This is a genomic window from Achromobacter sp. 1011811831 (assembly GCF_059760905.1).
On sequence record NZ_JCBANG010000054.1, the window covers coordinates 15,872 to 42,088 of the forward strand.

The following is a 26,217-nucleotide window of genomic DNA, read 5'->3' on the forward strand; positions in this document are numbered from 1 at the left end:
GCCGCCAACCATGACCGTGAGACACGGCAACGCAAGGGGATACACATGAAACGCATCTATCTGCTGGCCGCCGCCGCGGCCCTGGGACTGGCCCCCGGCGCCGCCGCCTGGGCCGAGGTCAAGATCGGCCTGCTGACCACGCTGACCGGCCCCGGCTCCGTGCTGGGGCAGGACCAGCTGGACGGCTTCATGCTGGCCGTCGAACAGGGCGGCGGCAAGCTGGGCGGCGTGCCGGTGCAGGTCATCAAGGAAGACGACCAGTTCAAGCCCGAGGTCGGCGTGCAGGCCGCGCGCAAGCTGGTGCAGAGCGACAAGGTGGCCATCATCACGGGCGTGGTGTATTCCAACGTGATGCTGGCCGTGGCGCGGCCGGTGACCGGCGCGGGCGTGTTCCTGGTGGGCTCGAACGCCGGCCCCACCAACCTGGCCGGCAAGGACTGTACGCCGTTCTTCTTCTCGACCTCGTGGAACAACACCCAGCGCCACGAAGGCAGCGGCGAGATGGCCAACCAGATGGGTCTCAGGAAGGTCTACCTGCTGGCGCCCAACTACCAGGCAGGCAAGGACGCCATGGCCGGCTTCAAGCGCTTCTTCAAGGGCGAGGTGGTCAACGAGGTGTTCACCCAGGTCAACCAGCCCGACTACTCGGTCGAGCTGGCCGCGCTGGCCGACGCCAAGCCCGACGCCGCCTATGTGTTCTTCCCCGGCGGCATGGGCGTGAACTTCGTCAAGCAATACCGCCAGGCCGGCCTGTTCGACAAAATCCCGCTGCTGTCGGTGGACACCATCGACGGCGCCACCCTGCCCGCCCTGCAGAAGGACGCGCTGGGCGCGGTCACCAACGTGCCGTATTCGCCCGACCTGGACAACGCCGCCAACAAGGCCTTCGCCGCCGCCTTCCGCCAGAAGTACGGCCGCGAGCCGTCCAGCTACGCGGCCCAGTCCTGGGACGCGGCGCAGCTGATCGGCTCGGCGCTCAAGCGCACCGGCGGCAAGGTCGACGACAAGGACGCGCTGCGCAAGGCGCTGGAGGCGGCCGACTTCGCCTCGGTGCGCGGCGAATTCCGCTACCAGCCCAATCACTTCCCGGCGGCCGGCTTCTTCCGCGCCGACGTGGCGGCGGGCGCGGACGGCAAGATCGGCTTCGTCAACAAGGGGCCAATCTTCGCCGACCTGTCCAAGGTCTCCGACCAGTACGCCGCGCAATGCGCGATGAAGTGACGCCGCCCCACAGGCAAGAACGAGGTAAGGCGCCATGTCCGCGACGCTGCTGCTGGTGCAGGCCCTGAACGGCCTGCAGCTGGGTATCCTGCTTTTCCTGCTGGCCGCCGGCCTGACGCTGGTGTTCGGCATCATGAACTTCATCAACCTGGCGCACGGCTCGCTGTACATGATGGGCGCCTTCATCGCGGCCACCGTGTTCCGCCACAGCGGCTCCTTCCTGCTGGCCGCCGCCGCGGTGGTGGCCGGCATGGCGCTGCTGGGTCTCGTGCTGGACCGCGTCGCGCTGGCGCGGCTCTATCCGCGCGAGCACCTGGACCAGGTGCTGGCCACCTTCGGCTTCATCCTGTTCTTCAACGAGCTGACGCGCATCATCTGGGGCCCGGCGCCCATCAGCATGGGGCTGCCGTCCTGGCTGTCCGGCACCATCGACCTGCTTGGCGTGACCTATCCGCTGTACCGCTTCCTCATCATCGTGGCGGGGCTGGCGGTGGCGGCCGGCTGCTACGCGCTGATCCACCGCACGCGGCTCGGCATGCTGATCCGCGCCGGCTCCACCGACCGCATGATGGTGGGCGCGCTGGGCGTGAACATCGCGCGGCTGAACACGCTGCTGTTCGTGCTGGGCGCGGTGCTGGCCGGCCTGGCGGGGCTGATGGCGGGCCCGATCCTGTCGGCGCAGACCGGCATGGGCGAGCCCATCCTGATCCTGACGCTGGTGGTGATCGTCATCGGCGGCATCGGCTCGGTGCGCGGCGCCTTCCTGGCGGCGCTGATGGTGGGCCTGGTCGACACGCTGGGCCGCGCGCTGCTGCCGGCCCTGCTGCGCGCGGCGCTGCCGCCGGCGGCGGCCAACGCGGCGGGCCCTGCGATCGCCTCGATGCTGATCTACGTCGTCATGGCGCTGGTGCTGGCCCTGCGGCCGCAGGGCCTGTTCCCGGTGCGGCACGGATAAGGAGACCCCGGCATGCTTCGATTCTCTCCCCGCGCGCTGGCCGCCGGCTCGCTGCTGCTGTTGCTGGCGCTGGTGCCGCTGTACGCGCAGTGGCAGGGCGAACCCTTCCTGCTGGCGCTGTTCGGCCGGGTGCTGGTGTACGGCATCGCCGCGCTGGCCTTGAACCTGCTGCTCGGCTACGGCGGCATGGTCAGCTTCGGCCACGCGCTGTACCTGGGCCTGGGCGCCTACGCCGTGGGCGTGCTGAGCCACCATGGCATCGAGAACGGCTGGGCGCACCTGGCGGCCGCGCTCGGCGCCTGCGCCCTGGTCGGCCTGGTCAGCGGCTACGTGGCGCTGCGCACCTCCGGCATCGCCTTCATCATGATCACGCTGGCCTTCGCGCAGATGTTCTATTTCCTGGCCACCGGGCTGGAAGGCTACGGCGGCGACGACGGCATGTCGCTGTTCGCCGGCAGCGACTTCGGCCTGTTCCGGCTCGACACGCCTTTGGCGCTGTACGGCGCGGCGTTCGGCGTGCTGCTGCTGGCGCTGGCCGCGCTGCATCGGCTGGTCCACGCCCCCTTCGGCATGGCCCTGCGCGGCTGCCAGGCCAACGAGCGGCGCATGCGCGCGCTGGGCTACGCCACGCTGCGCTACCGGCTGGCGGCCTATGTGCTGTCGGCGATGCTGTGCGGCGTGGCGGGCGTGCTGCTGGCCAACCTGACGCTGTATGTCTCGCCCTCGTACCTGGCCTGGACCACCTCCGGCGAGCTGATCGTGATGGTGGCGCTGGGCGGCATGGGCACGCTGTTCGGCCCGGTCGCCGGCGCCCTGGCCTTCCTGCTGCTGGAGGAAGGGCTCAAGCTGCTGACCGACCACTGGATGCTGGCGATGGGCCTGCTGATCGTGGGCGTGGTGCTGCTGTCGCGGCGCGGCCTGTACGGCGCGCTGCCGGAAACGCCCTGGCGTCCGGCCGCCGCGCGCGCCCTGCCCTGCCCCACCGGAGAACCGCGATGAGCGCGCTGCGCGTCGAACACCTGCTCAAGCGCTATGGCGGCCTGACCGTCACCGACGACCTGTCGCTGGAGGTGCGCCCTGGCGAGCTGCACGCCGTGATCGGCCCCAACGGCGCGGGCAAGACCACGCTGATCGGCCAGCTCAGCGGCGAGCTGCGGCCGGACGGCGGCCGGGTGCTGCTGGACGGCGTGGACGTGACCCGCATGCCCATCGAACGGCGCGTGCGGCGCGGGCTGGCGCGCTCGTACCAGATCACCTCGGTGTTCAAGCCCTTCACCGCGCTGGAGAACGTGGCCATGGCGGTGCAGGCGCGGCGCGGCCACAGCTTCCGCTTCTGGCGGCCGGCGCGCTCGACGCCGGCGCTGCGGGAGCCTGCCCGCGCCGCGCTGGAACTGGCCGGCCTGGGCCGCCGCGCCGATGTGCCGGCCGGCGCGCTGGCGCATGGCGAACTGCGCCAGCTGGAGCTGGCCATGGTGCTGGCCTGCCGCCCGACCCTGCTGCTGCTGGATGAACCCATGGCGGGCATGAGCCAGCACGAATCCGAGGCCATGACCGCGCTGCTGCAAGGGCTGCGCCGGCAATACAGCATCCTGCTGGTGGAGCACGACATGCAGGCGGTGTTCGCCCTGTCCGACCGCGTCACCGTGCTGGTGTACGGCCGCGTACTGGCCTGCGGCAGCGCGGACGAGATCCGCAACGATCCCCAGGTGCGCGAATGCTATCTGGGCAGCGAACGCCGGCGCGCGGACCGCCGCCCGCAGGGAGTCGCGGCATGAGCGCGCTGTTGTCGCTGCGCGGCGTCACCGCGCACTATGGCGCCAGCCAGGCGCTGTTCGGGATCGACCTGGAGATCGGGGCCGGCGAATTCGTCTCGCTGCTGGGCCGCAACGGCATGGGCAAGTCCACCACGGTCAAGGCCATCATGGGCCTGAACCGCGCCAGCCGTGGCGAGATCCGTTTCGACGGGCGCGACATCGGCGCGCTGCCGGCTTACCAGGTGGCGCAGTGCGGCATCGGCCTGGTGCCCGAGGGCCGGCATGTTTTCCCCAATCTGTCGGTGCGCGAGAACCTGGTCGCCACCGCGCACAACCGCCAGCGGCTGGCGCAGCCCTGGACGCTGGAACGCGTCTACGCGCTGTTTCCCCGGCTGGCCGAGCGCGCCCGCCACCTGGGCAGCCACCTGTCCGGCGGTGAGCAGCAGATGCTGGCCATCGGCCGCGCGCTGCTGACCAATCCGCGCCTGCTGATCCTGGACGAGGCCACCGAGGGCCTGGCGCCGGTGGTGCGCGAGGAAATCTGGCGGGCGCTGGACGGCCTGAAGCGCACGGGTCTGGCGGTGCTGTGCATCGACAAGAACCTCGAACCGCTGCTGGCGGCGGCCGACCGCCACGCCATCATCGAGACGGGCCGGGTGGCCTGGAGCGGAGATTCCCAGGCCTTCATCGACGACGAGGCGCGCCTGTTGCGGTATCTGTCGGTGTAGGGGCACGGCCGCGCGAGTTATTGACTCTCAGGCACGCCGCCGGGCAGGCCGGGATGGCCCGCGCGCCATCGAGCTCCGACCGGGCCATATAATTCAACAATCGTTGTATGATTGAATAATGAACGAAGACCAGGCCGTCGCCGCCCTCGGCGCCCTCGCCCATTCCCAACGCCTGCGCGTGTTCCGCGCCCTGGTGGTCGCCGGCCCGGGCGGCCTCACGCCCAGCGTCATGGCCGGGCAACTCGACGTCGCCCGCAATGCGCTGTCCTTCCACCTGAAGGAACTGTCGCACGCCGGACTGGTCAGCGTCGAACAGCAGGGCCGCAACCTGATCTACCGCGCCGACTTCGCGCGCATGAACGGCCTGCTGGGCTATCTGACCGAGCACTGCTGCCAGGGCGCGGCCTGCGAGGTCGCCAGCGCCCCGCCGCCCGGCCCCGCCAAAACGGCGAAACGTTCGCCATCGACGGCGCGCAAGCCGCAAGCAAGAAATTGAGCAATAAGTGAGCAATAAGCATGTCTGAGATCCCCGCCGATCTGCCCAACCTCGATCCCGCGCTGTTCCAGCGTCCGGATCCGGCCGCGCTGTTCGCCCCCGCGCGGGCCACGCATCCGCCGCGCTTCCTGCTGCTGTACGGCTCCCTGCGCGAGCGCTCGTACAGCCGCCTGGCCGCCGAGGAGGCCGCGCGCCTGATCCAGGCGCTGGGCGGCGAAACCCGCCTGTACAATCCGTCCGGCCTGCCGCTGGTCGATGACGCTGGCGAGGACCACCCCAAGGTGCGCGAGCTGCAGGCGCTGGTGCAATGGGCGGAAGGCATGGTCTGGAGCTCGCCGGAACGCCATGGCGCGATGACCGGCCTGATGAAGACGCAGATCGACTGGATTCCACTCTCGGTGGGCGCCGTGCGCCCGACGCAAGGCAAGACGCTGGCCGTCATGCAGGTGTCGGGAGGCTCGCAGTCCTTCAACGCCGTCAACCAGATGCGGGTGCTGGGGCGCTGGATGCGCATGCTCACGATTCCCAACCAGTCCTCGGTGGCCAAGGCTTACCAGGAATTCGACGAGGCCGGCCGCATGAAGGCCTCGCCGTACTACGACCGGATCGTCGACGTGGTCGAGGAACTGGTCAAGTTCACCCTGCTCACGCGCGACGCGGCCCCCTATCTGGTGGACCGCTACAGCGAGCGCAAGGAAACCGCCGCCGCCCTGTCGCGGCGGATGCGGCAGGCGGCCCTCTGAATCGCCCGGAACCCCTGCCGGGCGGCCGGAGGGTACGCGTTTCCGGCCCGATCCACCCGTATATCCCTACAAATGCGCGGGTCTTGATAAAGCACAAGATCTAGTCAGACCAAACCAGTGATACACTACCTATAGTGTTGTCACTCCAGCCGCCTCGATAGCCCCGCCGCCGTCCGGCACGGGCTTCCGAGCGACGGCACGTGCCCCGCCAGCCCTGGCGGTCGGCCCCAATCTCGAACCCGAACATTCTGAACACTCGGAAGGACGTCGCTCGTCCTTTCCCAGCCGCAGGAGCTATGCAGTCCGCCATGGAAAAACAAGCAGCAATGATGGTCACCAAGCGTGATGGGCGTATGGAGCCCATCGATCTGGACAAGATCCACCGCGTCATCGACTGGGCCGCCAACGGCCTGGAGAACGTCTCGGTGTCGCAAGTGGAAATGCGTTCGCATATCCAGTTCTACGACGGCATCCGCACCGACGCCATCCACGAGACCATCATCAAGTCCGCCGCGGACCTGATCTCCGAGGAAACGCCCAACTACCAGTACCTGGCCGCGCGCCTGGCGATCTTCCACCTGCGCAAGATCGCCTACGGCCAGTTCGAGCCCCCGCACCTGTACGACCACGTGCGCAACCTGACCGAACAGGGCAAGTACGACGCGCACCTGCTGGCCGACTACAGCCGCGAGGAATTCGACGAGCTGAACGGCTACATCAACCACTGGCGCGATATGAACTTCGCCTACGCCGCGGTCAAGCAGATGGAGGGCAAGTACCTGATCCAGAACCGCGTCACCAAGCGCATCTACGAAAGCCCGCAGTTCCTGTACCTGCTGGTGGCGATGTGCCTGTTCGCGAAGTACCCGGCGCAGACGCGCCTGGGCTACGTCAAGCGCTTCTACGACGCGGTGTCGCGCTTCAAGATCTCGCTGCCCACGCCCATCATGGCGGGCGTGCGCACGCCGATGCGCCAGTTCAGCTCCTGCGTGCTGATCGAATGCGACGACGATCTGGACAGCGTCAACGCCACCACCAGCGCCATCGTCAAGTACGTGTCGCAACGCGCCGGCATCGGCATCAACGGTGGCCGCATCCGCGCCCTGGGCAGCGAGATCCGCGGCGGCGAAGCCCTGCACACCGGCTGCCTGCCCTTCTTCAAGATGTTCCAGGCAGCGGTCAAGTCGTGCTCGCAAGGCGGCGTGCGCGGCGGCGCGGCCACCCTGTTCTACCCGCTGTGGCACCTGGAAGTCGAATCGCTGCTGGTGCTCAAGAACAACCGCGGCGTCGAGGAAAACCGCATCCGTCACCTGGACTACGGCGTGCAGGTCAACCGCCTGCTGTACCAGCGCCTGATCAAGTCGCAGGACATCACGCTGTTCTCGCCGCACGACACCCCGGGCCTGTACGAAGCCTTCTTCGCCGACCAGGACGAGTTCGAGCGCCTGTACCTGCAATACGAGCAGGATCCCGCCATCCGCAAGCGCAGCCTGCCGGCCGTGGAACTGTTCTCGCTGATGATGCAGGAGCGCGCCAGCACCGGCCGCATCTACATCCAGAACGTCGACCACTGCAACACGCACAGCCCGTTCGATCCCCAGGTCGCGCCGGTGCGCCAGTCGAACCTGTGCATGGAAATCGCGCTGCCGACCAAGGCGCTGAGCGATGTCAACGGCCCGGACGGCGAAATCGCGCTGTGCACGCTGTCGGCCTTCAACCTGGGCGCGCTGGAAACGCTGGACGAACTGGAAGGCCTGGCCGACCTGGCCGTGCGCGCGCTCGACGCACTGCTCGACTACCAGGGCTACCCGATCCCGGCGGCGCGCGCCGCCACCATGAAGCGCCGCCCGCTGGGCGTGGGCGTGATCAACTACGCCTACTACCTGGCCAAGCACGGCACGCGTTATTCCGAACCGGCAGCGCTGGGCCTGACGCACCGCACCTTCGAAGCCATCCAGTACTACCTGCTGAAGGCCTCGTCGCAGCTGGCGCGCGAGTTCGGCCCCTGCTCGGGTTTCAACGAAACCACGTACAGCGCCGGCGTGCTGCCGATCGACAGCTACAAGAAGGACGTGGACGGCATCTGCGCCGAGCCGCTGCGCCTGGACTGGGAAGCGCTGCGCGCCGACATCCGCGAGCACGGCCTGCGCAACTCCACGCTGACGGCGCTGATGCCCTCGGAAACGTCCAGCCAGATCGCCAACGCCACCAACGGCATCGAGCCGCCGCGCGGCCTGGTGTCGGTCAAGCAGTCCAAGGACGGCATCCTGCGCCAGGTGGTGCCGGAATTCGAGCGCCTGAAGGACAAGTACGAACTGCTGTGGCAGATGTCCGGCAATGAGTCCTACCTGAAGCTGGTCGGCATCATGCAGAAGTTCGTTGACCAGTCGATCTCGGCCAACACCAACTACGACCCGCAGCGCTACGAAGGCGGCCGCGTGCCGATGAAGCAGCTGCTCAAGGATCTGCTGCTGGCCTACAAGTACGGCCTGAAGACCCTGTACTACCACAACACCCGCGACGGCGCCGACGATGCGCACGGCGAAGTGCAGGACGACGGCTGCGCCGGCGGCGCCTGCAAGATCTGACGACAACACCCGCATCATGGCTTACAGCATTTTTTCCCAGACCAGCAACAACCCGTTGACCGAGCCGATGTTCTTCGGCCAGCCGGTCAACGTCGCGCGCTACGACCAGCAGAAATACGCGATCTTCGAGAAGCTGATCGAGAAGCAGCTGTCGTTCTTCTGGCGGCCCGAAGAGGTCGACATCTCGCAGGACCGCCTGGACTACCAGAGCCTGCCCGAGCATGAGAAGCACATCTTCATCAGCAACCTGAAGTACCAGACGCTGCTGGACTCCATCCAGGGCCGCAGCCCCAACGTCGCCTTCCTGCCGCTGGTGTCGCTACCCGAACTGGAGACCTGGATCGAGACCTGGGCATTCTCGGAAACGATCCACTCGCGCTCGTACACGCACATCATCCGCAACATCGTCCCCGATCCCTCGGTGATCTTCGACGACATCGTCAGCAACGAGAACATCCGGCTGCGCGCGGCCGACATCGCCTCGTACTACGACGACCTGATCGGCCCGTCCATGCTGTACGCGCAGTTGGGCGTGGGCGAGCACGTCATCAACGGCAAAACGCATCGCATCTCGGAATACGAGCTGAAGAAGAAGACGTATCTGTGCCTGATGAGCGTGAACATCCTGGAAGCCATCCGCTTCTACGTCAGCTTCGCCTGCTCGTTCGCCTTCGCGGAACGCAAGCTGATGGAAGGCAACGCCAAGATCATCCGCCTGATCGCCCGCGACGAGGCGCTGCACCTGACCGGCACGCAGCACCTGCTGAACATCATGCGCTCGGGCCAGGACGACCCGGACTTCGCCAAGATCGCGCGCGAGACCGAGCAGGAATGCTTCGAGATGTTCAAGCGCGCCGCCACCCAGGAAAAGCTCTGGGCCGAGTACCTGTTCCGCGACGGCTCCATGATCGGCCTGAACAAGGACATCCTGAGCCAGTACGTCGAGTACATCACCAACCTGCGCATGACGGCCGTGGGCCTGGCGCCGGCCTTCGCCCAGGTCAAGCACAACCCGATCCCGTGGATCAACACCTGGCTGTCCTCGGACACCGTGCAGGTCGCGCCGCAGGAAGTGGAACTGAGCTCCTACCTGGTCGGCCAGATCGACGCCCAGGTATCGCCCGACGACCTGAGCGACATCGAGCTGTGACGACCGTCTCCACGTCCGACGCCACGTTCCGCCTGCAAGAGGGCGAGACGCTGCTGGAGGGCCTGGAGCGCACCGGGCACGATGTCGAGTACCAGTGCCGCAGCGGCTACTGCGGCACCTGCCGGCTGAAGCTGGAGGCCGGCAAGGTGTCGTACACGACGGCGCCGCTGGCCTTCGTCGCGCCGGGCGAAGTGCTGCCCTGCTGCTGCCGGCCCGACGGCCCGGTCGCCGTCGCGTGCTGGCTGCGGCAGGCGGACGAGATTATGGATACAGGGTAAAGAATGAGTTAGGCTATGCCCCACTCCAACTATCCCCCTATATAAAAAATGGACTTTACGCGCACTCCTCCTGGACGTTTGCGATACCGATCGTTCCATGACCTAGAGTACGGCCAAGCTGCCAAATCTGAGGCAGATGAATTGAACCGTGAAGCTCTCGCCTTGGGACAGAGTGCATTTTCCGAAGCATGGGGGAATTTAGAGAATATCGATGGAGCATCAGGAGCGGTAGTCGTTGCAAACAATCAAGCCATCGGGTTCTGCGTTGTGCGTGATGCTGACAAGACCCTAGTGCTTTTCCGACTCCAGATTGCGCCTTTGCATCGAGGAAACGGGTACGCACAAGAATGTGTAGAAGATGTTCTACAGTGGGCGCAAAAAGAAGGCTACGAGAGCTTGTTGGTTGAGGTATCTGATAAACATGAATCAGGCGAGAAGTTCTGGGAGCGTTTTTTCAATACCTACAAAGGTGGGAAAACCCAACAAGAGAATCTGTTGGAGTTTTACCTGAACTGAAGGATACCGATGCGCCTAGCCAGTTGAAAAACTCCAACAGAGCTTTTTCTGTAGTTCCAAGCCATCGTCTCGTGCCTAACAGTATGCTCGAAAAACTGGGAACAATAACAATGATCAACCCACGCCTCGCCCGCATGGTGCCCGAGCTGCTGGTGAGCGACCTGTCGCGCAGCCTGGCGTTCTGGATGGACCTGTGCGGCTTTGACATCGTCTACCAGCGGGAAGACGAAGGCTTCGTCTACCTGGACCTGGGCGGCGCGCAATTCATGCTGGAAGAAGTGCGCGGCGACGACAACTGGATCACCGCGCCGCTGGAAGCGCCGCGCGGCCGCGGCATCAATTTCGAGATCACGGTGCGGGCGGTCGAACCGCTGCTGGAGCGCCTGGCCGCCGCCGGCTGGCCGCTGTATCTGGCCCGGCAGGAACGCTGGTACCGCAGCAATGCCATCGAAATCGGCGTGAGCCAGTTCCTGGTGCAGGATCCCGACGGCTACCTGCTGCGCTTCTCGGAGCCGCTCGGCGAGCGGCCGGCGCAAGGGTCCGCCCACGGCACGGACCGATAGCGGCCGCCGGGACTAACGGCGGCCCGCCACAACGCGCGGGCCCCGGCCCGCGCGACGCAGCCCTCCCTCAGAAGCCTTGCGCCAGCGCCTTGGCGGTGTCGCTGGCCGACTTGCCCTGATTGACCGCGTCGGTCAGTTCCGTCACGAACCAGGGCAGCACCAGCTTGGTGCCGCTATCCGACAGCCCGATGCGCAGGCCTTCCGGCGAGGCGGCCGGCGCGGCCGTGCCCTGAGGCGCGCTGTCGCTCTGCACCACGACGGGCTTGGGTCCGGCCGGCGGGACCTCGGGCGCGACGGGCGCGGCCGAGACGGCCGCCGTGGCGCAGAGCAGCGCGGCGGCGGCAAGGGTCTGCATACGATGAAGGGTCGGCATGATGGGCATCCTCTGTAGGCGGGAGAAGTCGGCCGCGACCGCCCGCGTTCCCGCGCGCGCCTCGGCCATGACTGAGCGCATTGTGCGTCCGGCCCTGGCGCATTTGTGCGGCAGACTTGTGTTCATCTGTGAAGATCTGTGGGGCGCGGCGGCGCCGGCTCGCCGCCGCCTTTTTCCAAGCCTGGGCTTGGCATGGTCCGGCGCGCGGACCGGCGCCGCCCTTGCGGCCCATCCAATACTCCGATAAAACCTGTCCCTATCATCAACACGGAAGCAATCGTGCGCGCCTGGACCCGTTCCGCCCTCTTTCACTGCCTGTCGCTGTTCCTCCTCGTCCTGGGCCTGAACCTCGCCACGACCGCCTCCGCCGCCCTGCCCGGCCCGCTGGGCGCGCTGACCGGATCCAGCGCCGACAAGCCGGTCGACAACGCGCAGCTGAAACAATCGCTCGATCAGGTCATCCAGACGCTGGAGAACGACAAGGCGCGCACGGACCTGCTGAACCGCCTGAAGCAATTGCGCGACGCCACCAAGCAGGATACGCAGACCGCCCAGGGCGGCATCCTCGCCTTCATCCGCGAAGCCGCCGAAGGCCTGGAAAAACGGCTCGACGGCCCCAACAGCCCGGTGGCCCGATGGACCACGCTGTACCGGCAGGCGCGGACCGAGATCACCGCCGGCCTGCCTGCCTGGCGCGAATGGCCGTCGCTGATCCGGGACTTCCTGGTGGTCTCGGCGATCTGGGCGGGCCTGGCGCTGGCGCTGCGCTGGATCGCCCGCCGCCTGGGACGCCGCGGCAAGACCGCCGAGACGCCGCGCAGCCGCTCGCAGCCCAGGCAACTGCTGTGGATGGCCGCCGTGCAGCTGGCGCCCTGGGCCATCGCCTTCGTGATCACGCTGTATCTGTCCGTCGCCATGCCCGATTCCGTCGGCCAGCTCGGCGCGCTGGTGCTGGCCTATGTGCTGCTGGCCGGCGCGCTGTTCTCGTCGCTGTCGCTGGTCTGCCTGACGCTGCTGGACGGTCCGCACCGCAGCCGGGCGCTGGACATCCTGCACCGGCGCGCGCCGCTGCCGCTGTGGCTGATCGGCAGCCTGGCCGCGCTGGGCGACTCGCTGCACGACCCGGAGATCATGAGCGTGTTCGGGCCCGGCGTCTCGCAATTCGCCGGCCTGCTGGCCAACGTGATGGCGGCGCTCCTGAGCGCGCTGTTCGTGCTGCGGTTCCGCCGCCCCATCGCCCACCTGATCCGCAACCAGCCGCGCGAGCGCCGCGCCAACCGCCGCGGCCTGCAGGAGCTGCTGCGGCTGATCGGACCGCTGTGGTTCGTGCCGTTCCTGCTCCTGGTCGGCATCTCGCTGATCAGCACGGTGGCGGCCGCCGACGACAGCGGCCAGGTCATGCGCCGGGCGCTGCTGTGCGCGCTGGTGGCGATCGTGGGCATGGCGGTGAGCGGCGTCATCCGCCGCGCCTACCTGCGCGGCGGCCGCGACGGCAACCGGCGCACGGCCTACCTGGGACAGCTCAGGTACTTCGGCTATACCCTGCTCTATATCGCCAACCTGCTGCTGTTCGTGGAAATCGGCCTGCGGATGCTGGACATGTCGCTGGCCGGCCTGATGGAAGGCGGCTCGCAATTCGGCCCGCGCGCCGCCAGCTTCATCGGAACCATGCTGGTGGCCTGGCTGATCTGGATACTGACCGACACCGCGCTGCAGCACGCCCTGGGCACCGGCGGCAAGAACCGCGCCAACGTCCGCGCGCTGACTATGCTGCCGCTGATCCGCAACACCATCATGGCGACCATCGCCGTGATCGCCATCATCGTGGCGCTGGCCAACATGGGCATGAACGTCACGCCGCTGCTGGCCGGCGCCGGCGTCATCGGCCTGGCCATCGGCTTCGGCGCGCAGTCGCTGGTCACGGACCTGATCACGGGCCTGTTCATCATCATCGAGAATTCCCTGTCCATCGACGACTACGTGGACGTGGGCAACCACCTGGGCACGGTCGAGGGGCTGACCATCCGCACCGTGCGCCTGCGCGACCTGGACGGCGTGGTGCACACGATTCCGTTCAGCCAGATCAAGACCATCAAGAATTACTCGCGCGAGTTCGGCTACGCCATGTTCCGCTGGCCGGTGCCGGCCACCATGCCCATCGACGACGCCGTGACGCTGGTCCGCGAGGTGGCGGCGGAGCTGCGCGGCGACCCCGCGATCTATCCCTTCATGTGGTCGCCCATGGAACTGCAGGGCGTGGAGAGCTTTGACAACGGCCAGGCCGTGCTGCGCTTCCGCTTCAAGACCGCGCCGTTGCGGCAATGGGAAGTGCAGCGCGCCTTCAACCTGCGGCTGCGCCGCCGGCTGGACCATGCCGGCCTGGAACCGTCGATGCCGCGCCTGAACGTGCAGCTGTCGCGCATGCGCCAGTCCCGCAATTCCGAACGGGACGAGGCGTCGGACAAGCCGGCGTGACGCCCCGGGCTCAGCCGCCCTCGATCTCCGGCACAAACAGATAGCCCTCGCCCCGGATCGTCTTGATGCGGGACGAGGCATGCCAGTCCGCTTCCAGCTTGCGGCGCAGCCGGCTCACCCAGGCGTCGATGTTGCTGCGCTGGTCGGAATTGCTGATGCCGCGCAGCCGCTGCATCAGCGCTTGCCGCGACAGCACCCGGCCCGCGTCGCTCGCCAGCGCCCAGAGCACTTCGAATTCCATCGTGGTCAGGGCCACCTCCGCGCCGCGCTGCCAGGCCAGGCGTTGCTCGCAGTCGATGACCAGTTCGCCGAATGCCAGCCGATGCGGCGCCAGCGGCGACAGATTGCGCCGACGCAACAGCGCGCGTATCCGCGCCAGCAGCACATGCGGCGACACGGGCCTCACCACATAATCGTCGGCGCCGGCGTCCAGTGCCTGGACTTGCGCCTGGCCGTTGCCGATGTCGGAGAGCATCAGGATCGGCGCCGCCGAGATGGCGCGCAGATCGCGGCAGACCCGCAGCCCATCGCGGCCGGGCGGCGACGCGTCCAGCACCACGATCTCGGCGCGATGCCGACGAAACGCCTGGACGGCCAGATCGCCGCGACTGACCTGCGCCGGGTCGAAATCGTGCTGCGCGAGAAACGCCGCCATCCGGTCGGACTGTGTCAGGTCGCCGGCGATGAGCAGGATCTTGGCCATGGGAAAGTCCGTCGTCAGCGCAAGGCGCCGGCCGCCGGCGGGTCGAGCTGCCGCTTGAGCGCGACGCTGGATCCGGCGTCATAGCCGGGCCACGGCGCGAAGACCTCGCGATAGTGCCGCCCCAGCAGCACCGAAGTGGGGCACCGGTACTCGGCGGTATCCGCATCCAGGCGCACCAGCAGCACATCGCCGACGCAGGCCTGATCCTCGCCAACCAGGGCGGGCGCGACCCTGCGCGTGGCCGTGGGGTCGCGGAAGAAATTCACATGGTCCACGACGGCAAGGCAGACATAGGCGCCGGCGATCGCCGCCAGCCACAGGCGCCCCGTTCCCCGCGCAGCGCGGCCGCGCTCGCCTTCCGGCGCGGCCTGGCGCCGCCGCGAGGCGGCCAGAAGCAGGATACTCAGCGCGCCGGCAACGAAATAGGCCAGGGGCGCCCGGTTTCCCGTATCCGGGGTCAGCCCGCCCCAGGCCGGAGGCCCGATCACCTCGGCGCCGAGCAGCAGGCCCGACAGGGCCGCCGCGCCCGCCAGCGCATGGCCGACTCCCAGGCATATCGAGCGGCGGTCCAGGCGCCCTCCCACGTGGCGCACGGCGGCCGCGATGTTCGCGTAGATCAGCAGGTAGCTTGCGGTCAGGAACAACATGTCAGCGCGACGCCGTGCCCGGCGCCGTCCTGGCGCCGCCAAAGAATGTACGTTTCACGACCGGCTTGCGCCGGCCCGCGCCATGGGCAGGCTGCGCCGCGTCGTCGGCCGGATCCGGCCGTGCGATCAGCGCATACAGAACCCGCAGCGAACGCGCGTGCCGGGGCCTCGCGGCCACGCCGTCGCGGTAGGGCGTGGCCACGCAGCTGGCGGCCGTCCCCAGCCACCACGCGGCCAGCAGCCGGGCGCACTCGTGGCCGTCCAGACCCTGGCGCAGTTCGCCCGCCGCCTCGGCCCGCCGCAGCAGCGCGCGCAGCAGGCGGAACTCCCGCAGCCCCAGTGCCAGCGTCTCGCGACGTATGCCCGCGTAGTCGTCGGCATAGTCATAGGCCCAGGCCAGGATGCCGAAGACGTTCCTGGCATGCGGGTCGCCCTGCAACGCATCCATCCAGCGCTGCGCGCAAGCCAGCAGCGCGGGGATGACGGGCTCCTGCGCCAGCGCGAGCCGCCGCAGGTCCTGGAGCAGCGGCAGACGCCCCCGCGCCAGGACCGCCCTGAGCAGTTCGGCCTTGCCACGAAAGTGATAGCTCGCCGCGCCGCGCGACCAGCCGGCCTGCGCCGCGATCGACTCCACGGAGGCGTGGGCGCCGCCCCGCTGGCGGAAGCCGCTTTCGGCGGCATCGAGCACCGCGTCGCGCGTCGCGCCGGCTTCGCCCTGCTTGCGTCTGGCCATCAGCGGCTCCCTTGTCTCAAGGCCGAGTCGCGGCCTGCGCCACCGTGTCGTCGTTCCCGCCGCGCCAGCCGCCGCCCAGGGCGCGGAACAGCGAGGCCAGCGAGGCCTGGCGTTCGGTGCGGACCTCGATCAGCGCGATCTGATTGGCGAAATCGCTGCGCTGCGCGTCCAGGTAGCGCAGATAGCTGTCCACGCCGCCGCGATAGCGCGCTTCGGACAGGGCCAGCGCCGCCTGGCTGCTGGCGGCCTGCGCGCGCTGCGCGTCTTCCTGCCGGCGCAGCGTGTCGGTGGCCGCCAGCGCGTCCATGACTTCACGGAACGCGGTCTGGATGGACTGCTCGTACTCGGCCACCGCCATGTCCTTGCGCAGCTTGGCCAGGTCCAGATTGGCCAGGTTGCGGCCGGCATCGAAGATCGGCAGCGTGACCTGCGGCGCGAAGGACCAGGCGCGCTGGCCGCCCTTGAACAGGTCCGACAGGTCCGAGCTGGCGCTGCCGAACATGCCGGTCAGCGAAATGCGCGGGAAGAAGGCCGCGCGCGCGGCGCCGATATCGGCGTTGCGCGCCTTCAGGCGATGCTCGGCGGCCAGGATGTCGGGCCGGTTGGCCAGCATCTCGGACGGCGTTCCCGCCGCCAGCTGCTGCACCAGCATGGGCGCGTCGCCAGTGTGCGGCGCCAGGTACGGGCTCATGTCGCTGACGCCGGCCAGCAGCGTCAGCGCGTTGGTGGACTGGCGGAACTCGCGCTCCATGCGCGCCAGGTCGGCGCGGGCCTGCTCGGCCAGTCCCCTGGCCTGTTCCAGGTCCAGCGCGCTGCCGACGCCCTCGGCGCGGCGTCGCTCGATCAGCTGCAGCGACTGCTCGCGCGAGGCCAGCGTCCGTTCGGTGTGCAGGCCGCGCTCCCTGGCGCTTTCACGCGCGAGGTAGGCATCGATCACTTCCGCGATCAGGCTGATGCGGGCGCTGCGCGCGCCGCTCTCGGTGGCCAGATACTCTTCCAGCGCGGCTTCCGACAGGCTGCGCACGCGCCCGAACAGGTCCAGCTCGAAAGCGGTCACGCCCAGGCCGGCGCGCCACTCGCTCTGCACGCCCGCCCTGCCGCTCGGGTTCAGATCGGCCGGATTGTGCTGGCGCGTGCCACTGGCCTGCGCGCCGATGGTCGGCAGCCGGTCGGCGCGCTGCACGCGGTACATGGCGCGCGCCGCCTCGACGTTGAGCAGGGTCTTGCGCAGGTCGCGATTATTGGCCAGCGCCGTCTCGATCAGCCCGCGCAGCGACGGGTCGGTCACGAAGTCGCGCCATTCCAGCGTGGCGGCCGACGGGCCGGCGTCGGACGTGGCGTCCGCCTGCCCCTCGGCGCTCCATTGCTGGGCAATGGGCGCGGCCGGGCGTTCATAGGTGGGCGCCATGGCGCAGCCCGACAGCGCGGCCAGGACCGCCGCCGCCGCGGCCAGCGGCTTGAAACGCCGATAAAGATCTTGCAGGGAATTCATCGTTCACTTTCCTTGATTCGTCGTGGGGTGGCCCGCCGCGGCCGGCGCCTCGCGGCGCGCGGTCAGCGCATACCCGCCGGCGCACAGCGCCGCCAGGCCCAGCGCGCTCAGCACGGCAACCATCGCGAAGCCGCCGGCGTCGCTGGCGTTCAACATGGAGAAGACGCTCATGAACTTCATGCCTTGCCCTCCGTGGCCGCGACCGCGTCCGCCTTGGACTTGCGGCCCTTGGCCAGCGACAGCGTCCAGACGAAGAACACCGGCACGAACAGCACGCCCAGGAAGGTGGCGCTGAGCATGCCGCCCAGCACGCCGGTGCCGATGGCGCGCTGGCTGGTGGCGCCGGCGCCGGTGGCGATGACCAGCGGCACCACGCCCAGGATGAAGGCGACCGAGGTCATCACGATGGGACGGAAGCGCAGGCGCGCGGCCTCGATCGCGGCTTCCTTCAGCGAACGGCCCTGCTCGTGCAGATCCTTGGCGAACTCGATGATCAGGATCGCGTTCTTGGCGGCCAGGCCGATGATGGTGACCAGGCCCACCTTGAAGTACACGTCGTTGGGCATGCCGGCCACGATCACCGCCGCCACCGCGCCCAGCGCGCCCACCGGCACGATCAGCAGCACGGACGCGGGAATCTTCCAGCTTTCGTACAGCGCGACCAGCACCAGGAACACCACCAGCAGCGCCAGCGCCAGCAGCATGGGCGCCTGCGAGCCCGTGGCCTTTTCCTGGAACGACAGGCCGGTCCATTCGTAGCCGATGCCCGGGGGCAGTTCGCCGATCAGGCGCTCGACTTCCTTCATCGCCACGCCCGTGCTGCCGCCGGCCGCCGCATCGCCGATCAGCTTGATGCTGGGGTAGCCGTTGTAGCGGATAAGCTGGATCGGCGCGTGCTTCCAGCCGATTTCACTGAAGGACTCCATCGGCACCAGTTCGCCGGCGCGGTTGCGCACGTTGAGCTTGGCCACCGATTCCGGCGTGGTGCGGCTTTCAGGCTGGGCCTGCACGATCACGCGCTGCATGCGGCCCTTGTTGGGGAACTCGTTGATCAGCGCCGAGCCGAAGGCGGTGGACAGCGCCGAGTTGATGGCGTCGAACGGCACGCCCAGGGCCTCGGCCTTGTTGCGGTCGATGCGCAGGTCCAGCGCCGGCGCGTCGGACAGCCCCTCGACCATCATGTACGAGAAGATCTGCGGGTTCTCGAACACCTTCTTGATCAGGGTTTCGGTGGCCGACAGCAGGGCCTCGCGGCCCAGGCCCGCGCGGTCCTGCAGGCGCAGCGCGAAGCCCGAGGAGTTGCCCATGCCTTCGACCGAGGGCGGCACCACCGAGAACAGCGTGCCATCGGGAACCAGCGCCAGGTTCTGGTTGGCCTGGTCCGCCTCGGCCATGGCCGATTCGCTCTTGGCGCGTTCGGCCCAGTCCTTGAACATCACGAAGCCCAGGCCCGCGTTCTGGCCCTGGCCGGAAAAGCTGAAGCCCTGCACCGTCAGCACGTTGGCGACGGCCGGACGCGTGCCCAGGTACTGCTCCAGCTGCTGGGTCGTTTCCAGCGTGCGCGACAGCGTGGCGCCCGGCGGCAGCTGCACGTCGGTGTTCATATAGCCCTGGTCCTCGGTCGGCAGGAAGGCCGACGGCAGGCTCGTATAGACATAGCCCAGCCCGCCCACCAGCGCGGCGTACAGCAGCATCATGCGGCCGGTGCGGGCGAGCAGGCGCGCGTTGGTGGCCGAATAGCGGTCGGTCATGCGGGCGAACACGCGGTTGAACCAGCCGAAGAAGCCCTTTTTCTCGTGATGGCCCTTTTCGATGGGCTTGAGCAGCAGGATGCTGAGCGCCGGCGTCAAGGTCAGCGCCAGGAAGCCCGAGAACAGGATGGACACGGCCAGCGACACCGAGAACTGGCGATAGATCACGCCCACCGAGCCGGTCATGAAGGCCAGCGGCAGGAACACGGCGGCCAGCACCAGCGTGATGCCGACGATGGCGCCGCTGATCTGGCCCATGGCCTTGATGGTGGCGTCCTTCGGCGACAGGCCTTCCTCGGCCATGATGCGCTCGACGTTCTCGACCACCACGATGGCGTCGTCCACCAGGATGCCGATGGCCAGCACCATGCCGAACATGGTCATCATGTTGACGGAGAAGCCCAGCGGCAGCATCACCGCCAGCGTGCCCAGCAGGCAGATCGGCACCACGATGGTGGGGATCAGCGTGTAGCGCAGGTTCTGCAGGAACAGCAGCATCACCAGGAACACCAGGACGACGGCCTCGGCCAGCGTCATCAGCACCTTGGAGATGGCCACCTTCACGAAGATGGAGGTGTCGAACGGCACGCTGTACGACACGTCGCTGGGGAAGTTCTTCGACAATTCGGCCAGGCGGGTCTTGATGCCCTGGGCGGTTTCCAGCGCGTTGGCGCCGGGCGCGAGCTGCACGCCCATGGCGGCGGCCGGCTGGCCGTTCAGGCGGCTGGACATGCGGTAGTCCTGGCGTCCCATCTCGACGCGGGCGACGTCGCCCAGGCGCACGGTGGAGCCGTCGGGATTGGCGCGCAGCACGATGGCCTCGAATTCCGGAATGCTGCTGAGCTGGCCCTCGACCATGATGCTCGCGGTGATTTCCTGCTCGGACGGGCTGGGCTGCTCGCCGGTGGAGCCGCCGGAAACCTGCATGTTCTGCGCGGCGATGGCCTTGTTGACCTCGTCGACCGACAGACCGTAGCCGACCAGCTTGGCCGGATCGATCCAGATACGCAGCGCGCGCTCGGCCGCGAACATCTGCACCCGGCCCACGCCCGGCACGCGCCGGATTTCATTGTTGATGTTGCGGGCCGCGTAGTCGGCCAGGCCGACCTGGTCCTTGCCCGCGTCCTTGTACGTCAGCGCGTAGATCAGCAGGAAGCTGGAGCTGGCCTGTTCCAGTTGCAGGCCCTGCTGGACCACGGCCTGCGGCAGGCGCGATTCCACCCGCTTGATGCGGTTCTGCACATCCACCTGCGCCAGGTCGGGGTTGGTGCCCGGCTCGAAGGTGACGGTGGTTTCGGCGACGCCGGCACTGTTGCTCTGCGACTCGTAGTAGAGCAGGCCCTTGGCGCCGTTCAGTTCTTCCTCGATGAGGCTGATGACGGTGTTGTTGATGACCTCGGCGGACGCGCCCGGATAGGTCGCCTTGATGATGACCTGGGGCGGCGCGACGGTGGGATATTGCGCCACCGGCAGCGAGGAGATGGCGAGCAGGCCCGCCAGGGCGATGAAGATCGCGATCACCAACGCGAAGTTGGGCCACTTGATGAAGAAATTCGGCATGATGGAATCCGTCTGGGCTCAGGGCTGCCGCGGCGCGGGATGCGGGGCGGCGCGCGGGGCGGTGGCGCTCATTGCGCGGCTTGCTGGGCGGGCGCCTGGGCGCCGGCCGCTTGCACGCGCAGCGGCGTGCCGGGCGGGATCTTGGCGGCGCCGTCGACGATGACCTGGTCGCCGGCGGCCAGTCCCTGCGTGATCTGCCATTCCGATCCCTGCATGGCGCCGGTCTGCACCGGGCGCTCCTGCGCCTTGCCCTCGGCCGCCACCAGCACCTTGGCCTGTCCGTCGGCGCCGCGCATGACGGCGCGCTGCGGCACGAAGATGGCGTTGCTCTGCACGCCCTGCTCGGCGCTGACGCGCACGTACATGCCCGGCAACAACAGCCCGTCGGGATTGCTGAACTGGCCGCGCAACATCACCTGGCCCGTGCCCGGATCCACCGACACATCGGAGAACAGCAGCTTGCCCTTGGCGGTGTAGCCGGTGCCGTCGACGCGCACGCTGACCGCGGGCTCGGCCTGCGCCCCGGCCGCCGCCTCGCGCAGCTTGAGCAGCGCGTTGGCGGGTTGGCGGAAATCGGCATAGACCGGATCGAGCTGCTGGATCAGCGCCATGGGCGTGGATTCGCCCTGGCCCACCAGGCTGCCCTCGGTCACCAGGCCCCGGCCGATGCGGCCCGAGATCGGCGCGCGCACGCTGGCATAGCCCAGGTCGAGCTGGGCGGTCTTGACGTCGGCCTGCGCCGACACCTGGTTGGCCTTGGCGGTCTGCAGCGCGGCGACGGCGTCGTCGTATTCCTGGCGGCTCACGGCCGCGATCTTCACCAGCGGCTGGTAGCGGTCGGCCAGCGCCTGGGCCTGGCGGACCTGGGCCTGGGCCCGCGCCAGTGCGCCCTGCGCCCGGGCCAGCGAGGCCTCGAACGGGGCCGGCTCGATCGTGAAGAGCAGGTCGCCCTCCTTGACCGTCGCGCCTTCCTCGAAGTGGCGCTTCTGGACGATGCCCGCCACCCGGGCCCGCACTTCGGCCACGCGCACCGGCGAAATCCGGCCCGGCAGGTCGGCCAGGATGGCCTGGGATCGCGGCGCGACGACGAGCGGGGCCACGTCGATGGTCTGGTCTTGCGCCGCCTGGGGGTCCTGGCCGCCGCATCCGGCGAGCAAGGCGGTCAGGCTTAGGGCCGCTGCACTGGCTCTGAACTGGGTCATGTTGTCCTCTGGCATTCCGATGCCGCCCCAGGGTGAGGCGATTCAGGACCGTATGATATTGATCAGAACAAAATGAGTCAACTAGATTCAAATTAATTTTTGTGAACTCATTTAATTCGTAGTAGACTGGCAACCATCGATTTTTACAGTTAGCTGAATCCAGTCAGATTCATTAGGATCTGACCCTGTTTTTTATCCGGAGAAATCCATGTCCGACCCCCTAGACGACAAGCTGGCGCGCGCGCTGGCGCTGTCGATCGCGCAGCAGCCCAGGGCCAGCCTGCAACAGCTGGCGCGCGCCGCCGGGATCAGCAAGGCCACGCTGTATCGCATCTCCCCCACCCGCGAAGGCGTCATCGACCTGTTGATGACCCGGGCCATCCAGCACCTGCAGGACGCGCTGGCCCGCGCCGACCTGCACACGCCGCCCTATCCGGACGCGCTGCAACGGCTGACCGACGTGGTCGTGCAGGGCCGCGAGTACTACGTGTTCTGGAATCACGCCGAATGGGTGCGCATGATCGACGCCAGGACCGAAAAGGCCGACCTGCCCCTGCCCTCGTTCTATGGACAGACGCTGGAAACCTTCTTCCTGAATGGCCAGAAGGCTGGCGCCTTCCGGATCGATGTGCCGGCCCTGTGGCTGGTGCGGGCCTACGACTACCTGCTGTACGCGGCGATGGACGCGGTGCAGCGCGGCGAGATCGCGCCGCTGGGCATGGGCGCCATGGTGCAGAAACTGTTCCTGGAAGGGGCCACGGACGTCCGCGGCTGACGCGCATGGTGGAGCGTTCATGACGTTCCGGTTGCAGACCGGGCCGCGCTCCACACTCCTTCCACAATTCCTCGACAGTCGATCAACCTTGGGCGCGCACACTCGCTCCGCGACTTTTACGGAGATCCGCGTCCATGTCCATCGATACCGCCAGCCTGCTGGCAGATGAAGCCCGCTATTGCTCGTTCGGCGATACGGTGCATTACGTCAACCCGCCCAAGATTTTCACTGGCTGCGAAGGCAGCTACATGTACGACGACGCTGGCACCGCGTATCTGGACCTGCAGATGTGGTACTCGGCCGTGAACTTCGGCTACAAGAACAAGCGCCTCGAACAGAAGATGATCGAGCAGCTGCAGTCCTTGCCGCAGGTCGCCAGCCAGTACCTGCACCCGACCAAGATCGAGCTGGCCAAGTTCATCGCGCAAGATGCGGAAAAGAAGTGGGGCAACACGGGCCGCGTGCACTTCAACGTGGGCGGCGCCCAGGCCATCGAGGATTCGCTCAAGGTCGTGCGCAACGCCAGCGGCGGCAAGAGCCTGATGTTCGCCTTCGAGGGCGGCTACCACGGCCGCACGCTGGGCGCCTCCAGCATCACCTCCAGCTACCGCTATCGCCGCCGCTACGGCCACTTCGGCGACCGCGCGCAGTTCATCCCCTTCCCCTACCCGTTCCGCCGCCCCAAGGGCATGACGGCCGAGGAATACTCGGATTCCATCGTCAAGGAATTCGCGCGCAAGTTCGAGAACGAATACCACGCCATCTGGGACCCCAAGACCAACCAGTGCGAGTACGCGGCCTTCTACGTCGAGCCCATCCAGGGCACGGGCGGCTACGTCGTGCCGCCGCCGAATTTCTTCAAGGGCCTGAAGAAGGTGCTGGACGATCACGGCGTGCTGCTGGTGGTCGATGAGATCCAGATGGGCTTCTGGCGCACCGGCACGCTGTGGTCGGTCGAGAACTTCGGCGTCAAGCCGGACGTGCTGGTCTTCGCCAAGGCGCTGACCAACGGCCTGAACGCGCTGTCGGGCCTGTGGGCGCGCGAGGAACTGATCAACCCGACCCTGTTCCCGCCGGGCTCCACGCACTCCACCTTCGCCTCCAACCCGCTGGGCACCGCCCTGGGCCTGGAAGTCATGAAGATGACGCACGAGATGGATTTCGGCCGCCAGGTGCGCGAGTCGGGCGCCTACTTCCTGGAAGGCCTGCGCGACCTGCAGAAGCGTCACCGCGAAATCGGCGACGTCGACGGCCTGGGCCTGGCGCTGCGCGCCGAGATCTGCACCGAGGACGGCTTCACGCCCAACAAGGCGCTGCTGGACAAGATGGTCGACATCGGCCTGGCCGGCGACCTGGACTTCCAGGGCGGCAAGCGCGGCCTGGTGCTGGACGTGGGCGGCTACTACAAGAACGTGATCACGTTCGCGCCGTCGCTCATGATCAGCCGTTCGGAAATCGACGAGGCCATGGCCCTGCTCGACCAGCTGATCTCGCGGGCCAAGCGGGCCTGATGCCGGGGCAGTCACTGCGCAACGCACTCGAGCCGGCTGCCCTGCTCGAGTGCTTCCTGGCGCATCCCCCGGAAGGCTTCAAGATCATCGAAGGCCTGCCGCTGCCGGCCTTCGCCGCGCCGTTCGATCTGCTGACGACGGCCGACGACGACTTCAAGACGCGCATCCGCGGCCTGCCGGGCCACGGCTGGTGGTCGCGCTGGCTCACGCTGCGCGCCGCCTTCGTCGGCACCACGGTCAGCGAGTACGCGCTGCTGCCGGCGGCCGCCGATCCCGGCGCGCTGGCGCGGACGCTGCGCCAGGGACCGGGCAGGCAATACGCCCTGACCATCTTCAAGGACCTGCCGCTGCGCTCGCCGCTGCTGTCCGAGGCCGACAACGCGCTGGCCGACCAGGTCGTCCAGGCCTGCACGGAGCAGGGCTTCGTGGTGCTGGACGGCCAGGCGCTGGCCTACGTGCCCATCGACTTCACCGACGGCGACGCCTACCTGGACCGCCTGCCCAAGGACGCGCGCCGCTACCTGAAGCGCAAGCTGCGCAGCCGCGAGCAGATCGCGGTGCAGCGCGTGCCCACGGGCGAGGCCTACGCCGACGATGCCCGCGTGGACGCGTACTATGCGCTGTACGAGCAGGTCTACGCCCAGAGCGAAATCCATTTCGACCGCCTGACGCGGCCCTACTTCGCGGCGCTGCTGCGCGACGGCGGCAGCGGCGGCATCGTGTTCGAATACCGGCATGCCGAGACCGGCCAGATGCTGGGCTGGAACCTCTGCTTCGACGACGGCGAACGGCTGACCGACAAGTACATCGGCCTGTCGTACCCGCTCTCGCGGGAAATGAACCTGTACTTCGTGAGCTGGATGGTCAACCTGGAATACGCGCTGGAACGCGGGCTGCGGCACTACATCGCCGGCTGGACCGACCCCGGCGTCAAGGCGCTGCTGGGCGCCAGCTTCACCGCCACGCGCCACGCGGTCTATGTGCGCAATCCGCTGTTGCGGGCCGTGGCCCGGCGCTTTTCCAGCCGCTTCACCACGGACAGCCAATGGATCACCAAGTAGAACAATCCGCCCTGCGCCACCCGCCCGTCGTGCTGGACACCGACAGTTCCGTCGGCGCCCTGCCCGGCGAGATCCGGCTGGCGCTGAACGACGACTGGCGCGAGGCGATCCGCTTCGGCTGCCGCCAGGGCGTGCTGCAATCCTGCATGCGCAACCTGACCAGCCGCATGCCGGCCGCCGCCGACCACGGCACCGTCTTCATGGGCAGCGGCGACTTCCATCACCTGAGCTGGCCGCTGATCGAGCGCTGCGCGGCGGGGCGCGCCCCCGCCAGCCTGCGCGTGGTGGTGCTGGACAACCATCCCGACAACATGCGCTTTCCCTGGGGCGTGCATTGCGGCTCCTGGGTGCGTCGCGTCGCGCGGCTGCCGCAGGTGTCGCACGTGCACGTCATCGGCATCACCTCCGGCGACCTGGGCGCGGCGCATGCCTGGGAACACAACCTGGGTTCCGTCTGGAGCGGCAAGGTCACCTACTGGAGCACCGGCGTCGATACGCGCTGGTCGCGCTGGCTGGGCCTGGGCGCGCGCTTTCGCAGCTTCCCCGACCGCGCGACGCTGGTGGAGGCGGCTCGCCAGGAACTGGCGGCCACGCCGATGGATACCTATTTCAGCATCGACAAGGATGCGTTCTCGGCCGACGAGGTGCGCACCAACTGGGACCAGGGCGTGCTGCTGCGCGCCGACCTGAAGACGCTGGCGCAGGCCTTGCATGGCCAGATCGTCGGCAGCGATGTCACCGGCGACGTCTCGGTCTGGCACTACCGGACCGCCTGGAAGCGCTGGCTCAGCGCCGCCGACGGCCAGGACACCGCGCACCAGGACAAGGAACTGCCGCAATGGCAGGCACGCCAGAACGCGTTCAACTGGCAGATCGTCGAATTGCTGGACGCGGCGCGCGCGCGCTGAAACCGTCTTGCGGCCCGCGCCCGCCATATGGCGG

At 67.9% G+C, this 26,217-nt stretch carries 25 protein-coding genes; 17 read left to right on the plus strand and 8 right to left on the minus strand.

The genetic code is table 11. The annotated features are described in order from the left end of the window. The first annotated feature begins 45 nt into the window (after nt 1-45). From AC6LJ9_RS19390 to AC6LJ9_RS19445, 12 genes are all read left to right on the plus strand, one after another. A complete protein-coding gene (locus AC6LJ9_RS19390; protein ID WP_498148835.1) occupies nt 46-1,221 on the plus strand; it encodes an ABC transporter substrate-binding protein in 1,176 nt (391 codons plus the stop codon). A 34-nt stretch (nt 1,222-1,255) separates the two neighbouring features. Next, nucleotides 1,256-2,176 (plus strand): branched-chain amino acid ABC transporter permease, encoded by a 921-nt coding sequence (locus tag AC6LJ9_RS19395; protein ID WP_498148836.1) that lies wholly within the window; start codon nt 1,256-1,258, stop codon nt 2,174-2,176. 12 nt (nt 2,177-2,188) lie between these two features. Then, nucleotides 2,189-3,175: a branched-chain amino acid ABC transporter permease gene (locus AC6LJ9_RS19400; protein WP_498148837.1), complete on the plus strand. Its 987-nt coding sequence runs from the start codon at nt 2,189-2,191 to the stop codon at nt 3,173-3,175. Continuing rightward, on the plus strand, nt 3,172-3,951 hold the full coding sequence (locus AC6LJ9_RS19405) for an ABC transporter ATP-binding protein (RefSeq protein WP_498148838.1): 780 nt from the start codon (nt 3,172-3,174) through the stop codon (nt 3,949-3,951). The genes AC6LJ9_RS19400 and AC6LJ9_RS19405 overlap by 4 nt, the downstream gene beginning before the upstream one ends. Then, nucleotides 3,948-4,658: an ABC transporter ATP-binding protein gene (locus AC6LJ9_RS19410; RefSeq protein WP_498148839.1), complete on the plus strand. Its 711-nt coding sequence runs from the start codon at nt 3,948-3,950 to the stop codon at nt 4,656-4,658. Before AC6LJ9_RS19405 ends, AC6LJ9_RS19410 begins: the two co-directional genes overlap by 4 nt. Before the next feature lie 118 nt (nt 4,659-4,776). Next, nucleotides 4,777-5,154 carry an ArsR/SmtB family transcription factor gene (locus AC6LJ9_RS19415; RefSeq protein ID WP_498148840.1) on the plus strand — a complete coding sequence of 126 codons (378 nt, stop codon included), beginning with the start codon at nt 4,777-4,779 and terminating at the stop codon, nt 5,152-5,154. Nucleotides 5,155-5,174: 20 nt separating this feature from the next. Further along, nucleotides 5,175-5,897, plus strand: coding sequence for an arsenical resistance protein ArsH (arsH, locus tag AC6LJ9_RS19420; RefSeq protein WP_498148841.1), 723 nt, complete (start codon nt 5,175-5,177; stop codon nt 5,895-5,897). A 308-nt stretch (nt 5,898-6,205) separates the two neighbouring features. After that, nucleotides 6,206-8,485 carry a class 1a ribonucleoside-diphosphate reductase subunit alpha gene (gene nrdA / locus AC6LJ9_RS19425; RefSeq protein ID WP_212312865.1) on the plus strand — a complete coding sequence of 760 codons (2,280 nt, stop codon included), beginning with the start codon at nt 6,206-6,208 and terminating at the stop codon, nt 8,483-8,485. Nucleotides 8,486-8,501: 16 nt separating this feature from the next. Further along, nucleotides 8,502-9,635, plus strand: coding sequence for a class Ia ribonucleoside-diphosphate reductase subunit beta (gene nrdB, locus AC6LJ9_RS19430; RefSeq protein WP_212312867.1), 1,134 nt, complete (start codon nt 8,502-8,504; stop codon nt 9,633-9,635). Further along, nucleotides 9,632-9,913: a class I ribonucleotide reductase maintenance protein YfaE gene (gene yfaE, locus AC6LJ9_RS19435; protein WP_498148842.1), complete on the plus strand. Its 282-nt coding sequence runs from the start codon at nt 9,632-9,634 to the stop codon at nt 9,911-9,913. The genes nrdB and yfaE overlap by 4 nt, the downstream gene beginning before the upstream one ends. A 141-nt stretch (nt 9,914-10,054) precedes the next feature. Continuing rightward, nucleotides 10,055-10,429 (plus strand): GNAT family N-acetyltransferase, encoded by a 375-nt coding sequence (locus tag AC6LJ9_RS19440; protein ID WP_498148843.1) that lies wholly within the window; start codon nt 10,055-10,057, stop codon nt 10,427-10,429. A 110-nt stretch (nt 10,430-10,539) separates the two neighbouring features. Continuing rightward, complete coding sequence (locus tag AC6LJ9_RS19445) at nt 10,540-10,992, plus strand: bleomycin resistance protein (RefSeq protein WP_498148844.1); 453 nt, start codon at nt 10,540-10,542, stop codon at nt 10,990-10,992. A 67-nt stretch (nt 10,993-11,059) separates the two neighbouring features. Here AC6LJ9_RS19445 and AC6LJ9_RS19450 read toward each other — a convergent pair whose 3' ends face one another. Continuing rightward, complete coding sequence (locus AC6LJ9_RS19450) at nt 11,060-11,365, minus strand: hypothetical protein (protein ID WP_498148845.1); 306 nt, start codon at nt 11,363-11,365, stop codon at nt 11,060-11,062. Nucleotides 11,366-11,644: 279 nt separating this feature from the next. Here AC6LJ9_RS19450 and AC6LJ9_RS19455 point away from each other — a divergent pair, with 279 nt between their 5' ends. Next, a complete protein-coding gene (locus AC6LJ9_RS19455; protein WP_498148846.1) occupies nt 11,645-13,840 on the plus strand; it encodes a mechanosensitive ion channel family protein in 2,196 nt (731 codons plus the stop codon). Between the two features lie 10 nt (nt 13,841-13,850). Here AC6LJ9_RS19455 and AC6LJ9_RS19460 read toward each other — a convergent pair whose 3' ends face one another. The 7 genes from AC6LJ9_RS19460 to AC6LJ9_RS19490 form a co-directional block, all read right to left on the minus strand. Continuing rightward, nucleotides 13,851-14,543, minus strand: coding sequence for a winged helix-turn-helix domain-containing protein (locus AC6LJ9_RS19460; RefSeq protein ID WP_498148847.1), 693 nt, complete (start codon nt 14,541-14,543; stop codon nt 13,851-13,853). A 14-nt stretch (nt 14,544-14,557) separates the two neighbouring features. Beyond that, nucleotides 14,558-15,190, minus strand: a complete 633-nt coding sequence (locus AC6LJ9_RS19465; RefSeq protein WP_498148848.1) for a hypothetical protein — start codon at nt 15,188-15,190, stop codon at nt 14,558-14,560. Between the two features lies 1 nt (nt 15,191). Further along, entirely contained in the window at nt 15,192-15,923 is a 732-nt protein-coding gene (locus AC6LJ9_RS19470) for a TetR family transcriptional regulator (RefSeq protein WP_498148849.1), read from the minus strand. A 16-nt stretch (nt 15,924-15,939) separates the two neighbouring features. After that, the gene (locus tag AC6LJ9_RS19475) at nt 15,940-17,415 is read right to left on the minus strand and encodes an efflux transporter outer membrane subunit (protein ID WP_498148850.1); all 1,476 of its coding nucleotides are present in this window, start codon (nt 17,413-17,415) and stop codon (nt 15,940-15,942) included. Between the two features lie 3 nt (nt 17,416-17,418). Beyond that, entirely contained in the window at nt 17,419-17,595 is a 177-nt protein-coding gene (locus AC6LJ9_RS19480; RefSeq protein ID WP_498148851.1) for a hypothetical protein, read from the minus strand. Beyond that, nucleotides 17,592-20,726: a multidrug efflux RND transporter permease subunit gene (locus AC6LJ9_RS19485; protein ID WP_498148852.1), complete on the minus strand. Its 3,135-nt coding sequence runs from the start codon at nt 20,724-20,726 to the stop codon at nt 17,592-17,594. Before AC6LJ9_RS19485 ends, AC6LJ9_RS19480 begins: the two co-directional genes overlap by 4 nt. 68 nt (nt 20,727-20,794) lie before the next feature. Further along, nucleotides 20,795-21,928 (minus strand): efflux RND transporter periplasmic adaptor subunit, encoded by a 1,134-nt coding sequence (locus AC6LJ9_RS19490; protein WP_498148853.1) that lies wholly within the window; start codon nt 21,926-21,928, stop codon nt 20,795-20,797. 208 nt (nt 21,929-22,136) lie between these two features. Between AC6LJ9_RS19490 and AC6LJ9_RS19495 the strand changes: the two genes are divergently transcribed. The 4 genes from AC6LJ9_RS19495 to AC6LJ9_RS19510 all read left to right on the plus strand — a co-directional run bounded on the left by AC6LJ9_RS19495 (nt 22,137) and on the right by AC6LJ9_RS19510 (nt 26,183). Continuing rightward, entirely contained in the window at nt 22,137-22,703 is a 567-nt protein-coding gene (locus AC6LJ9_RS19495) for a TetR/AcrR family transcriptional regulator (RefSeq protein ID WP_498148854.1), read from the plus strand. Nucleotides 22,704-22,837: 134 nt separating this feature from the next. Further along, on the plus strand, nt 22,838-24,214 hold the full coding sequence (locus tag AC6LJ9_RS19500; RefSeq protein WP_498148855.1) for an aspartate aminotransferase family protein: 1,377 nt from the start codon (nt 22,838-22,840) through the stop codon (nt 24,212-24,214). Continuing rightward, the gene (locus AC6LJ9_RS19505) at nt 24,214-25,275 is read left to right on the plus strand and encodes a GNAT family N-acetyltransferase (RefSeq protein ID WP_498148856.1); all 1,062 of its coding nucleotides are present in this window, start codon (nt 24,214-24,216) and stop codon (nt 25,273-25,275) included. Before AC6LJ9_RS19500 ends, AC6LJ9_RS19505 begins: the two co-directional genes overlap by 1 nt. Next, entirely contained in the window at nt 25,260-26,183 is a 924-nt protein-coding gene (locus AC6LJ9_RS19510; RefSeq protein ID WP_498148857.1) for a hypothetical protein, read from the plus strand. Before AC6LJ9_RS19505 ends, AC6LJ9_RS19510 begins: the two co-directional genes overlap by 16 nt. The last annotated feature ends 34 nt before the right edge of the window (nt 26,184-26,217 follow it).